The 13,158-nt window shown below is 57.8% G+C and carries 14 protein-coding genes; 3 read left to right on the top strand and 11 right to left on the bottom strand.

Features of this window, described 5'->3' with window-relative positions; translation table 11 throughout:
- The first annotated feature begins 257 nt into the window (after positions 1–257).
- Both mgtE and ATO67_RS21200 read left to right on the top strand, forming a co-directional pair.
- On the top strand, positions 258–1,631 hold the full coding sequence (gene mgtE, locus ATO67_RS21195; RefSeq protein WP_067653687.1) for a magnesium transporter: 1,374 nt from the start codon (positions 258–260) through the stop codon (positions 1,629–1,631).
- Between the two features lie 165 nt (positions 1,632–1,796).
- A complete protein-coding gene (locus tag ATO67_RS21200) occupies positions 1,797–2,207 on the top strand; it encodes a GNAT family N-acetyltransferase (protein WP_245304059.1) in 411 nt (136 codons plus the stop codon).
- Between the two features lie 48 nt (positions 2,208–2,255).
- Here ATO67_RS21200 and ATO67_RS21205 read toward each other — a convergent pair whose 3' ends face one another.
- The 7 genes from ATO67_RS21205 to ATO67_RS21235 form a co-directional block, all read right to left on the bottom strand.
- Complete coding sequence (locus tag ATO67_RS21205; protein WP_067653689.1) at positions 2,256–3,164, bottom strand: homocysteine S-methyltransferase family protein; 909 nt, start codon at positions 3,162–3,164, stop codon at positions 2,256–2,258.
- 18 nt (positions 3,165–3,182) lie between these two features.
- Positions 3,183–3,872 (bottom strand): ABC transporter permease, encoded by a 690-nt coding sequence (locus ATO67_RS21210; protein WP_067653691.1) that lies wholly within the window; start codon positions 3,870–3,872, stop codon positions 3,183–3,185.
- Between the two features lie 8 nt (positions 3,873–3,880).
- Positions 3,881–4,603 (bottom strand): ABC transporter permease, encoded by a 723-nt coding sequence (locus ATO67_RS21215; RefSeq protein WP_067653693.1) that lies wholly within the window; start codon positions 4,601–4,603, stop codon positions 3,881–3,883.
- Positions 4,604–4,621: 18 nt separating this feature from the next.
- Positions 4,622–5,395: a transporter substrate-binding domain-containing protein gene (locus ATO67_RS21220; protein WP_067653695.1), complete on the bottom strand. Its 774-nt coding sequence runs from the start codon at positions 5,393–5,395 to the stop codon at positions 4,622–4,624.
- Positions 5,396–5,424: 29 nt separating this feature from the next.
- Entirely contained in the window at positions 5,425–6,204 is a 780-nt protein-coding gene (locus ATO67_RS21225) for an ABC transporter ATP-binding protein (protein WP_067653697.1), read from the bottom strand.
- 173 nt (positions 6,205–6,377) lie between these two features.
- Positions 6,378–7,217, bottom strand: a complete 840-nt coding sequence (locus ATO67_RS21230) for an undecaprenyl-diphosphate phosphatase (RefSeq protein ID WP_067653699.1) — start codon at positions 7,215–7,217, stop codon at positions 6,378–6,380.
- A 145-nt stretch (positions 7,218–7,362) separates the two neighbouring features.
- A complete protein-coding gene (locus tag ATO67_RS21235; protein ID WP_067653805.1) occupies positions 7,363–7,764 on the bottom strand; it encodes a winged helix-turn-helix transcriptional regulator in 402 nt (133 codons plus the stop codon).
- A 103-nt stretch (positions 7,765–7,867) separates the two neighbouring features.
- Here ATO67_RS21235 and ATO67_RS21240 point away from each other — a divergent pair, with 103 nt between their 5' ends.
- Entirely contained in the window at positions 7,868–8,884 is a 1,017-nt protein-coding gene (locus ATO67_RS21240) for a zinc-binding alcohol dehydrogenase family protein (protein ID WP_067653700.1), read from the top strand.
- Between the two features lie 200 nt (positions 8,885–9,084).
- Here ATO67_RS21240 and ATO67_RS21245 read toward each other — a convergent pair whose 3' ends face one another.
- The 4 genes from ATO67_RS21245 to ATO67_RS21260 form a co-directional block, all read right to left on the bottom strand.
- A complete protein-coding gene (locus tag ATO67_RS21245; protein WP_245304060.1) occupies positions 9,085–9,831 on the bottom strand; it encodes a pentapeptide repeat-containing protein in 747 nt (248 codons plus the stop codon).
- Between the two features lie 156 nt (positions 9,832–9,987).
- Positions 9,988–10,503 (bottom strand): GNAT family N-acetyltransferase, encoded by a 516-nt coding sequence (locus ATO67_RS21250; protein ID WP_067653702.1) that lies wholly within the window; start codon positions 10,501–10,503, stop codon positions 9,988–9,990.
- 21 nt (positions 10,504–10,524) lie between these two features.
- Positions 10,525–11,070 carry a GNAT family N-acetyltransferase gene (locus tag ATO67_RS21255; RefSeq protein ID WP_067653704.1) on the bottom strand — a complete coding sequence of 182 codons (546 nt, stop codon included), beginning with the start codon at positions 11,068–11,070 and terminating at the stop codon, positions 10,525–10,527.
- A gap of 24 nt (positions 11,071–11,094) precedes the next feature.
- Complete coding sequence (locus tag ATO67_RS21260; RefSeq protein WP_067653706.1) at positions 11,095–12,759, bottom strand: electron transfer flavoprotein-ubiquinone oxidoreductase; 1,665 nt, start codon at positions 12,757–12,759, stop codon at positions 11,095–11,097.
- Positions 12,760–13,158 lie beyond the last annotated feature (399 nt).

Consider the following 13,158-nt stretch of genomic DNA (forward strand, 5'->3'; position numbering starts at 1 on the left):
TCCATGCACCGCAAATCCACCTTGCCAAAATTTCATAATTGCCCCGCTTGACTTGGCCTTTTTTCAGGCGCAACAGATGTCTCATGCGCAGATCGAACCATCGATCTGGCGCAGATATCCACGGAGCATCATTAGATGTCTAGCGACAGTAGTAGTCGATTGCCTTTGCCGAACACGGCGAAACGCGCGCTGATCTGACACCTGTCGGCTCACCACGTTCCGCCGTGATCGGCGGATCGACTGGAAGGTGAGCAATTATGAACTTTCACAACCTCTCTGAAAGAGCCAGCAAGGCTGCACGTCTTTTCCGCAGCAGCAGCATTGGCCCCACGACCACCGCAGAACGCGTCGATCAGTTGAACGCCCTCGACGTGCCTGACGCCGTCGATGCTCTGCTGAAAATGACGCAGGCACGCGCCGTTGCCGTTCTCGACCGTCCGGAACTGCACCGCGCGGCTGAGATCATCGCCCATATTCCGCTGGAACAGGCAGCTCGTTTCGTCAACCTCATGTCTGATGACCGCGTGGCAGACGTGATGGCGGAGATGGATGACGAGCCACGCGCCAAGCTGTTCTCCCGGCTGGACCGCGCGACGGCAACGGCCATCCGCCACCTGATGACCTATCCGCCCCGCACGGCAGGCTCGATGATGACGACCGAATTCGTCAGCGTTCCCGACCGCTGGACGGTGGAGCAGACGCTTGCGCATATCCGCATCGTCGAACGCTCTCGCGAAACCGTCTATGCCATCTATGTGCTGGCTGAAGACGGCACCTTGGCCAAGGTCGTCACCCTGCGCCGTCTGGTAACGGGCGAGCCATCGGCCTCCATCCTGACCGTCGCATCCAAGGAAGGCATCACCTATGCCGACCCGCTGATGTCGCAGGAAGATGTTGCCCGCCTCATCCGCAAGCACGACCTTCTGGCCATGCCTGTGGTGGACGAGCACGCCCACATTCTCGGCATCGTCACTGTCGATGACGTCATCGACACCATGATTGCCGACACGACGGAAGACGCACACAAATTCGGTGGTATGGAAGCGCTCGGAAAACCCTACATGGCAATGGGTTTTCTCGACATGATCCGCAAACGCGGCGGCTGGCTTGCAGCTTTGTTCCTGGGCGAAATGCTGACGGCAAGCGCCATGCAGCATTTCGAGGGAGAACTGGAAAAGGCCGTGGTGCTGACGCTGTTCATTCCGCTCATCATGTCGTCGGGCGGCAACTCCGGTTCGCAGGCAACGTCGCTCATCATCCGCGCTTTGGCGCTGGGCGAACTGAAACTGTCCGACTGGTGGCGGGTGCTGCTGCGTGAACTGCCAACAGGCCTTACACTCGGCACCATTCTAGGTGCCATCGGCTTCCTGCGGCTCACCATCTGGCAACAGGCGGGCTTTTACGATTACGGCGAACACTGGCTGCTGGTTGGTTTCACCGTCTTTTGTGCCCTTATCGGCATCGTCACCTTCGGCTCGCTGACTGGCTCCATGCTGCCCTTCCTGCTGCAACGCATGCGTCTCGACCCTGCCAGCGCGTCGGCCCCCTTTGTGGCAACACTGGTAGATGTCACCGGTCTGGTGATCTACTTCTCGGTGGCGCTGCTGATCTTGAGCGGGACGTTGCTGTAAGCGAATCTCTCACAAAAACCGGTCGCATCGCTTGTGCGGCCGGTTACGCTTTGCCTCTTGTCTCACCTTTTCAAAAGCTTGTACCCTTGCTTTGCGAATATGATTCAAACAGAGGGTGAGCTTTTGCAAATTTCCAATCTTCGACAATATCCAGGATTTGCAGATGTGATCGCGGAACGCGGCTGGCATGCGTGGTGGACGGAAAGCGGCGTCCCACTCGAAGACTACCGTGCCCATCTCAACCCGATGCTTGAAAAAGAAGGCATTCCCTCAGCCTTCGTTGCCCACGATAATGACCGCTATATCGGCTCTGTGCTCATCATCGAGAACGATCTGGATGAGCGACCAGACTACGCCCCATGGATCGCAGCTCTCTGGGTCGAACCTGACCTCAGAAGACAGGGCATCGCCGCGCAACTGATCGCCCGCAGCCGGGAGCATGCCGCTGAACTCGGTCACGACATTTGCTATCTCTGTGCCATGGCAGACAAGCGACCCTATTATCTAAAACAGGGTTTTACGCTTATCGAGGAAGACGTGGCGGGTCTGGATGTTTTCACTATTCCAAGTCGCTGAAGATCGCAGACGGTGAAACCGGGCACGCTCATCGGAGTAGGCCCATTATCACCGGCCCCTGAGCGCACCCGCAACCGTGTGAATATGCGCAGCCCCGATTCCGCAGCAGCCGCCGATCATTGTGGCACCGGCGTCGGCCCATGCGCAGGCGAAGCGGGAATAGGCGTCGTCGGTCAGATCGGCGCGCGTGCCGTGCAGGCCTTCATTGGCTGCGGAATCGCCCTGTTCGCCTTCGAATGCGTTGGCGTAGACGCCAATTTCGATGGAGGCCTCTTTATCCTTGAAGACGGCGGCAGCGGTTTCGACAGCGGCTTTCATGACTTCCGGCTTGCTGCAATTGAACAGCAGTGCGGCGGCACCTGAACTGGCCGCCCATTCGGCCGCTGCCCTCACGGTTTCACCGGAGCGAAGCTGCGGTTCGGCGCCATCCACCTGTGCTGCGTCGTCATTCAGCGTGAAGGAGACCCAGAAGGGTTTGCCTGTTTCGCCCACGCCTGCACGCACCGCCTCGCCTTCGGCAATCAGGCTCAACGTTTCGCCTAGCCAGACATCGACATGGGGTGCCAAGTTTTCAACGAGAACCTTGAGGTAATCCTGAACCCGCGATGGGTCGAAATTCTGCGGTTCGTAGGAGCCGAAAATCGGCGGCAGGCCACCGGCGACGGTGACCTTGCGGCCTGATGCATCCGCCGCTTCCCGCGCCAGCTTGCCCGACAGCGAAATCAGCGATGCGCCTTCGCGCTGAAAGCGCTCCTCGCCAATGTGGAACGGCACCAGCGCGTAGGAATTGGTGGTGACGACATCGGCACCGGCTTCGATGAACTCCGCATGCACCTGGCGCACGATATCTGGCGCGTCGATCAACGAAAGCGCAGACCATTCCGGCTGTTTCAGCTGCGCACCCAGACGTTGCAGTTCACGGCTCATGCCGCCGTCGAGAATACGGATATCGCCCATGTGGAGCTCCTTGGGTTATTATCGCCGCTGCGGCACCTGCGCTTCGACAAAGCCGAAACAGCGCACAATGATGGCGGTGAGGATGAGATAGAAAATGGTGACGACGAAGAGCGGCTCATAAACCAGCAACGTATCCTGTCGCACCTTGTAGGCCACGGCGTAAAGGTCCATCACCGTCACGGTAAAGGCCAATGGCGTCGCCTTTAACTGCATGACCACCTCGCCCGCAATGGTCGGCAGGGCGATGCGGATAGCGCGGGGCAGCCAGATGCGACGGATCAGCGTAAAGCGGCTCATGCCGAACGCCCTGCCCGCCTCCAGTTCCCCCTTCGGCACCGCAAGCAGCGCGCCGCGCAGGACTTCCGCCTCGTAGGCCGCGTAATTCAGCGTAAAGCTGACGGCGGCGAAGAAGAAGCCTTCGCGTAACACCGGCCACATGAAGCTTTGGCGTAAGCCGGGGATCATCGGTAGCAGAGAGCCGACGCCGTAATAGAGAAGCCAAAGCTGGATGAGCAATGGCGTGCCACGAAAGAAGGTGCAGTAGCCTCGCGCCAAGACTCGCGTTACCCTGCCACCGCTGACCTGCGCGAAAGCGAGCCCGATGGCGAGAACGAAACCGATGCTGACGGAGATTACGAGCAGCGCCACCGTCTGATAGGCACCGGATAAAAGCAGCGGCCAGTATTTTTCGACCCAGGAGAATTCCATGATGTCTCCTAAACCAGCGCCGGTTGACCGCGTCGCACCCGGCGCTCGATCAACGAAAAGACGACATTGGAAACGAGTGTAATCGCCAGATACAACAGCGCCGCCGCAGTGAAGAACAGAAAATATTGCTTGGTGCTGGCTCCGGCCAAGCGCGTCGCCAGCGCCAGTTCCTGATAACCGACGACAGCCACCAGCGCACTGTCCTTGGTCACGGCCAGCCAAAGATTGGCCAGTCCCGGCAACGCATTCGGCACCAGTGCAGGCAACACAACACGGCGGAAGCGCAAAAACGGCGACATGCCGAAGGCCCGCGCCGCTTCGATCTGGCCATTGGGAATGGCAAGGATCGCGCCGCGCAGAACCTCGGTCATATAGGCACCCTGCACGAATCCGAGAACGGCGATGGCCGCGACGAAACCGTTGATCTCAAGCGGCGGCATTCCACCCCATTGCAGCAGCCGGTTAAGGCCATCCGTTCCCGCATAATAGAGCCCGACAATCAGGATCAGTTCCGGCACGGCCCGTATCATGGTCGTATAGAAACCCAGCACCATGCCCAGCGGCCTGTTGCCGGAAAGCTTGCCCAGCGCACCTGCCATGCCGATGACGATACCGATGAGGTAGGCACCGGCAGAAATGGCAAGCGTGGAAACGGCACCTTTCAACAGCGTGCCGCCCCATCCCGGAGGATAGGGCGACAGAAGTTGAACCATGGTTTCAAAGCTTGCCATCAAAGCGACCGATCAGACCTACTTCGCGCCGTAGATATCGAAAGCGAAGTATTTCTTGGTGATCTCGTCATATTTGCCGCTGGCACGAACGGCAGCCAGCGCCGTGTTTAGTTTCTGCTTCAACTCGGTGTCATCCTTGCGAAGACCGCCGGAAACGCCGAGACCGAGGATTTCCTTGTCGTCGGCCACATTGCCCGCATCGGCGCAGCAATCCTTGCCCGCATCGCTGTTCACGAAGGCATCAAGAACGAGGGAATCACCGAAGACGTAGTCGATACGACCGGCGGCCAGATCCTGAAACGCCTCGTCCAGCGTCTGGTAGGTCTTTTCGTCAGCCACATCCTTGAAATATTTGGCGTAATAGGCCGACTGGATGGTCGAGACCTGAATGCCGATGGTCTTGCCCTTGACGTCTTCCGCCGTAGCACCCGGCTTGCCGTCCTTGGCACCGATCAGCTTGCTCGGCGTGTTGTAATATTTGTCGGTGAAGGTGATGACCTTCTGGCGTTCCTGCGTGTTGGACATGGAAGACCAGATCACGTCGAACTTCTTGGCTTCAAGAGCTGGAATAAGCCCATCCCAGGACAACTCGACAATGGAGCATTTTTCCTTCATTTCCGCGCAGACGGCGTCCATCAGGTCGATTTCCCAGCCCTGCCATTTGCCGGATGCATCCTTGGCGAAGAATGGCGGGTAGGACTCGTTCATGATGCCGAAGCGCACATCGGCGCTGGCGGTGAAGGCAGAAAGCGCAAATGCCGATCCGGCAAGCAGCGTGGCGAACAATTTCATGGAAATCTCCTGTTGGAATATCGAAAATATCAGTTGGCGATGACGCCGGTAAAATCTCGGGTGCGGGCGCTTGTCGGGTTGCCGAATACCTGGTCCGGCGGACCCTCCTCTTCCACACGGCCCTGATGCAGAAACATGACGTGGTTGGACACATCGCGGGCAAAGCGCATTTCATGCGTCACCAGCAACATGGTACGGCCCTCTTCAGCCAGATCGCGGATCACCTTCAGCACCTCGCCCACCAGTTCCGGGTCGAGCGCCGAGGTCGGTTCATCGAACAGCATCACGGCGGGCTCGACGCAGAGCGCACGCGCAATCGCCGCACGCTGCTGCTGGCCACCGGACAGAAACGCCGGATAGGCGTCCCTCTTGTCGTAAAGGCCGACCTTGTTGAGCAGCACTTCGGCTCTCTCGATCGCGTCCTGCCGCTTCACACCCATCACATGGACGGGCGCTTCGATGATGTTTTCAAGCACCGTGCGGTGGGACCAGAGATTGAAGTTCTGAAACACCATGCCAAGCCCGGTGCGCAGGCGCTCCACCTGCCGCCAGCTTTTCGGCACGGCCTTGCCATCGCGACCGATCTTGACGGAGACTTCCTCACCATTGACGGTGACGCGGCCACGATCCGGCATTTCCAGAAAGTTGATGCAGCGCAGAAACGTGCTCTTGCCGGAGCCGGAGGAGCCGACGATGGAGATCACATCACCCTTGCGGGCGTTGAGCGAAATGCCTTTGAGAACCTCATGCGTACCGAAGCTTTTCTGGATGTCATCCACATCAAGAGCGTAACCGCCTTCAATACTCATAAACTGGTCCCGACTGTCCTGATCCCGGATGGATACTTATAGAAGCAAACGAAAAATGCCGCGCAATAAACGGCTCTATTGCACATCCGGGGTGAAAAATCATTCCATTGAGAAGATATCAAGAAAAATCGCTTCATGCCGGTTTTCAGCCGGCATGACGATTGTCAAAGCAATCAGCCGGTCGCGTTGATCACGCCCGTGCCGAGCAGTGCCAGAAGCACCACGCCAAGCGCCACGCGATACCAGACAAAAGGCATGTAGCTCTTGGTCGACACCAGTTTCAGGAAGAAGACGATAACCGCATAACCGACGAAGAAGGATATGGCGGTGGCAAGCGCCGTTGGTCCCCAACCGACCGGGTTATCCTGCCCGATGCTCTTGAACAACTGATAGAAACCGGAGCCGAAAACGGCGGGAATGGCCAGCAGGAAGGAGTAACGTGCGGCGGCTTCGCGGGTGTAGCCAAGCAGCAGGCCCGCCGTGATGGTGCCGCCGGAGCGTGAGACACCGGGAATGAGCGCCATGGCCTGCGCAAAGCCAAAGATGACGGCATCGCGCCAGATCAATTTCTTGATCGGGTATTTCTTCTGGCCGATCTTGTCGGCATAACCGAGGATAAAGCCGAAGACAATCAGCATCACGGCCGTGATGTAGAGGTTGCGCAGCGAATGTTCGATGGCATCCTTGAACAGCAGCCCCAGCAACACGATGGGCACCGAACCGACGATGATCATCCAGCCCATGCGCGCGTCGGTCGGGTCATAGGCACCCCCGATCCGCAGGTTCTGGCGCAGCCAGGCATTGGCGATGCGCATGATGTCGGACCAGAAATAGACGAGAACGGCCAGTTCCGTGCCGATCTGAATGATGGCTGTGAAGGCTGCGCCCGGGTCGATACCCGAGGGAAGAAATTCGCCTGCAATGCGCAGATGTGCACTGGAAGAAATGGGCAGGAATTCTGTAAGCCCCTGAATAAAACCGAGAATTGCTGCCTCGATCCAACCAATTGTCATGCTGGTGCGTCCCTGACTAAGAATCACTGCGCGGACACTATGAAGCAATCCGGGCAGTTCCATGTTGCAATGCGGAATATTTTTATCGGCGCAAAGTGTCGGTAAAACCCGTAATCAGACACGCGGATACGCGCAATAGGATTCGCTACTCGGCAGCGGCCAGCGGCTCAATGAATTCATCGGGGGAAATCACGCGCTTTTCGCCATCCTTGCACACGACATGCGCATCACCCCATGTTTTCAAAGCGGAAATCACCGGCTGCATGCTGTGGCCAAGCGGCGTCAGAGCATAGTCAACACGCGGCGGCACCACCGCAAACACCTTGCGGGAAATGACACCCGCCTCCTCCAGTTCGCGCAACTGCTTTGTCAACATGCGCTGCGTGACGCTTGGAATGTGGCGGCGCAGGGCGTTGAAGCGCAGCGTTCCCTCATTCATTAGGTGATAAAGGATCACGCCCTTCCATTTTCCATCCAGAAAACTCAGCGTCACCTCTACCGGACAGCCGGGAAAATTGCCTGTCAATTTGGCGCGGGGTCGGGACATCACGGTATCCTTTTTGTGGCTATAGGCCAAAAATGTGCATTCTTGCGCATTGGGTTCATAGCTATCAAATAGAGGCCGAAGCAACAAGCAAAGGAGAAACACCATGCGCGCTATTGGTTACAAACAGGCCAAACTCGTAACGGAAGCGGATGCGCTGATCGACTTCGATTCACCGGTACCCGAGGCCAAGGGCCGCGATCTTCTGGTGGAAGTGAAAGCCGTTTCCGTCAACCCGGTCGATACGAAGGTGCGCAGCAACCAGCAGCCGGAAAATGGCCAAACGCGCGTGTTGGGATTCGATGCAGCTGGCATCGTCAAGTCGGTGGGCGAAGGTGTTACCCTGTTCAAACCGGGCGATGAGGTATTTTACGCCGGTGCCATCAACCGTCCCGGCTCCAACAGCGAATTTCATCTGGTCGATGAACGCATCGTTGGAAAAAAGCCTGCAAGCCTGAGCTTCGAAGAAGCCGCTGCCATGCCGTTGACGGCGATAACCGCTTACGAGGCTCTGTTCGACCGGTTGAAGGTGAAAGACCCCGTTCCCGGCGCGGCCAATGCCATCGTCATCATCGGCGGTGCGGGCGGCGTCGGCTCCATCGCCATCCAGCTCGCCCGGCAGTTGACCGACCTCACCGTCATCGCAACGGCCTCACGCCCGGAAACGAAGGATTGGGTCAGGGAACTCGGTGCGCATCACGTTTTCGATCACAGCCAGCCGCTCGCCCCACAGGTCGAAGCGCTGGGCCTCGGCGCACCCGGCTTCGTCTTTTCCACCACGCAAAGCGATCTCCACGCAGCGGACAGCATCGCGCTCATCGCACCTCAAGGACGGTTCGCGCTCATCGACGATCCCGCAGATGGCTTCGACGCCATGCCTTTCAAGCGAAAGGCCATTTCCATCCACTGGGAAATGATGTTTACGCGTCCGGTCTTCGACACAGCCGATATTCTCGAGCAGCATAATTTGCTGAATCACGTCTCGGAACTGGTGGATGCAGGCAAGATCAAGACGACGATGACCGAGGTTTTCGGCACCATCAACGCCACCAATCTCATCAAAGCGCATGCGCTGATCGAGAGTGGAACTGCGAAGGGCAAGATTGTTTTGTCGGGCTTTTGATGGAGGCAACGGAGAATGCCGCGCGCCCCTCTGCCCTGCCGGGCATCTCCCCCACAGGTGGGGAGATCGGCTGGAGCGAGCTATCGCCACGCTTTTGCGCTACTAAGAGAGTGAGGTTTCGCGTCTTGCCAATCTCCCCATCTGTGGGGGAGATGTCCGGCAGGACAGAGGGGGTGAAGCCCCACCCGCAAACTTATCGCTCAATCTTCGTCCGGATCTTCCGGGCAAGGCCAGGTCGCCGGTGTCGTCAGCCCCTGCGGCAGCTTGGTTTTGGCGTCACCACACGCAATATCGACCTGCTTCTGCTCCAGACCGGTTGCGGACGAGAGATCCAGACCTTCGATGCGGGCCAGCAGCAGGAAGGCGTTTTCGAAATCGATTGGCCCGGTAAATTTAGCGCCCTCGAAGCGGGAGCGCGACAGGTTGGCCATGGTGAACTTCGCACCCGTCAGCGTCGCGCCCTCGAAATCGGCGCGGCCAAGTTCCGCCTTGGTGAAATCCGTGCCTGTGAGCTTGGCGTTCTTGAAACTGGCGCGCTGCATTTCAGCATTGTTGAACTTGGCGTTTTCCGCATCCGAATCGCTGAAATCACCGCGATAGGCCTCGACCTTGACGAAATTGCCGCCCTGCAATTGTGACGAGGCCAGCGACGTACGGATCAGCTTTGCCTTTTCGAGATTGGCCTTCTTGAAGGAAGAGCCGCGAAGGTCGGTAAAGGTGAAATCCGTGCCGCGTAAATCCGCGCCATCCATGATGCTGCCACCCAGCATCAGAAGCCGCTTGTTGCAGCCGCTCCAGTCGATCTCGGCAGACGCATCAGAGCGACAACTGGCTGCCTGGCTGCGGGTTGTCGGAATGGTCAACGCCGCAAACACCGTTAGAACCGCCCCGCAAATCAGAACCGATTTGCGGTGAGAAAAAACTTTGCCTGCTGCCGTCTTCATCATCTGCTCCCACATCCGGCTTTGTCAGCACATTGTTTACGCTCGTCGGACTGCTCCAATACAAGTATTGCATTCGCGGTAATCCTGCAAATACCAAACTGGAAAGCATCGGTTTCGTTCTTGATTGACAACGAATATTTCTCTGAAAAATGGGAGATATCAAACGCCTCGGTCCGCACTCGATATCAAGGCCCAGCGCTCGTGGTCGCACCACACGCCATTGATTTGCAGATATTGCGGGGAGTACCCCTCTTTTAGAAACCCGGCACGGCGAACAAGGTTAATCGAGGCCACATTGTCAGGCTGGATATTGGCCTCAATTCTATGCAGGCCGAATTGATCAAAAGCGCGCCCTGCGACCTGCAAAAGCGCTTCCGTCATCATCCCGCGACCGGCAAAATCCACAGTTCCATAATAGCCGAGATAGGCGCTGCGAAAAACGCCCCAGACGATCTGCGACAGGTTGAAAACGCCGACGATTCCCTGGCTCTCACCATCGCGCGCAACAAAAGCCGCATTCGGCCCAGTCAGCAACGGCCCGAACCACGCATCGAAACCAGTCATATCCGTGAAGGGCTGCGCCCACGGCGCGTGATAGTCGCGGCTGCGCAGATTTGCGGAGATGATCTCTTGCGCATCCGAGCGCTTGACGGGGTGGATCGAAACTCTTGTCATCGAGAATACTGCAATCCTGTCTCAGTGTGTCGCTTCGAGCGTAGGCGAAACGGCGCTGCGCAAGTCGAGATGCATTGCAACGCGACGGGCGGCATCAAGGCCATCGGCGATTTGCCGGTCCAGCCGCTCCTGCAGGAACGGCGGTGTCTCCCATTTTTCGAGAATACGAAATCCGAGCTTTGTATAGAAAGGGGCATTGAACGGCGCGAAGCGATCCGTTGTCAGCACCGCATATTTTTGTCCGGCGTCAAGGGCCTTGCCGAGCATGGCGAACATCAACGCGCGACCGATGCCTTTTCCCTGCGCGGCACGCTCGACATCGATCTCGACAATGTAGAGATAGTTTCCCACGGCATCCCCGGCCGCAAAGCCAGCAATATGACCCGTCGAATCCGTCGCAGCAACCAGCAGAAGGTCCTGGTCGAAGCTCCGTTGTAGAACGAATTCCGGTGATGCGTAAGGCTGCGATGTCACACCGCAGGCTTTTGCCCACACCACGAAGGCATCGAGTTCGATCTCTGTCAGCCGCGCAAATTCATCGACCCGCGCGGCACGTATCATGACCATCGTATGTTCCTCGAGGAAACAGCATCACATATTCGAATAAACCGGCCCCTCGCCACCCTGCGGCGGCACCCAGTTGATGTTCTGGTTGGGGTCCTTGATGTCGCAGGTTTTGCAGTGGACGCAGTTTTGCGCGTTGATGACGTAGGTCGGTTCGCCGTCTTTCTCCACCCACTCGTAAACACCGGCGGGACAGTAACGGGTAGATGGACCAGCGTAGACATCGTGTTCGGAGCGTCTTTGAAGCTCCATGTCCTTCACCTGAAGGTGCACCGGCTGGTCTTCCTCATGATTGGTGGAAGACAGGAATACCGATGACAGTCGGTCGAAAGTCAAAACGCCATCCGGCCTTGGATAGGCGATGGGCTTGTGGAACTTCGCGGGCTCCAGACTTTCCGCATCCGTCTTGCCATGCTTCAGCGTGCCGAAGATGGAAAAGCCGAGCAGCTGGTTTGTCCACATATCCAGCCCGCCAAGACCAACACCAAGAGCGGTGCCCAGCTTCGACCACAGCGGCTTGACGTTGCGCACCCGCTTCAGGTCCTTGCCGATATCGGTGTCACGCCATTCGTTTTCGATCTCGATGACTTCATCATTGGCACGACCAGCGGCCAGAGCCTCGGCAATCCTGTCTGCCGCCAGCATGCCCGAAAGGACCGCATTGTGGCTGCCCTTGATGCGCGGCACGTTGACGAGACCGGCCGAACAGCCGATCAGCGCGCCCCCGGGGAATGTCAACTTCGGCACCGACTGATATCCGCCCTCGGTGATGGCGCGTGCGCCATAGGACAGGCGCTTGCCGCTTTCGAACGTATCGCGAATGGCCGGATGCGTCTTGTAACGCTGGAATTCCTCAAAAGGATAAAGATACGGGTTCTTGTAGTTCAGATGCACCACGAAGCCGACGGCGACGAGGTTGTCTTCCAGATGGTAGAGGAATGAACCGCCGCCCGTCTTCATGCCCAGCGGCCAGCCGAACGAGTGCTGCACAAGGCCCTGGCGGTGTTTCTCCGGCTTCACCTGCCAGAGTTCCTTGATGCCGATGCCGTATTTCTGGACGTCACTGTCCCTGGAAAGATCAAATTTCTGGATGAGCTGCTTGGCCAGAGAACCGCGAACGCCCTCACCGATCAGCACATATTTGCCCATCAGCGCCATGCCACGCGTGAAGGCGGGGCCGGGTTCGCCGTTTCGCTCGACACCCATGTCACCGGTTGCGACACCGATCACGGCGCCCTCATCATTATACAGCACTTCACTGGCAGCGAAGCCGGGATAGATTTCGACGCCGAGCGCTTCCGCCTTTTCCGCCAGCCATCGACAGACGAGGCCAAGCGACACGATGTAATTGCCGTGATTGCTCATTAAAGGCGGCATGAGAAAGTTCGGCAGGCGGATGGACCCGGCAGGGCCGAGCAGCAAGAACTGATCGTCCTTCACTTCGGTCTTGAAGGGATGCCCCTCCTCTTCGCGCCAACCGGGCAACAGACGGTCGATGCCGATCGGATCAACTACGGCGCCGGACACGATATGCGCGCCGACTTCGGCGCCCTTTTCCAGTACCACGACGGTAAGGTCCGGATTGACCTGTTTCAGCCGTATCGCAGCAGACAGACCCGCAGGGCCAGCGCCGACGATAACAACGTCGAACTCCATCGATTCGCGTTCCGGCAGTTCCATCGCTTCAGTCATGTTCGTCCTCTCAGCTCACCGGTCCCGTCCGGCCTTGTTTTTCTAACGCGCCCGAAGCCGAAGCGTTCACTTAACCCCTGCCGCAAACGCCTGCTCTCTCGAGCTATCGCATCGATCTTTATTGGCAAAGCGCAAAGCCCTTGTCGAGGTTGAACTGCGGCAAATCCTGTTCTGGCTCATGACATAATCGGGCAACGCCGTCATATCTTACTCTTACGTTCACGTAAGTTAACGCGATTTGCTTTTGCGTCAAGGCCTTGGGGTCAGTTGACTATCATCATCCGAGCTGCACACCCCCGACAAAAGGCATCGGAATGGTGGGGCCGATCCGGTCGCTTTCAAAATAATAAACAAACACACGCCTTCAAAATGCGGATGACCACCCCTATAAACGCAGGC

This window comes from Agrobacterium bohemicum (genome assembly GCF_001562555.1).
Lineage (GTDB): Bacteria > Pseudomonadota > Alphaproteobacteria > Rhizobiales > Rhizobiaceae > Agrobacterium > Agrobacterium bohemicum.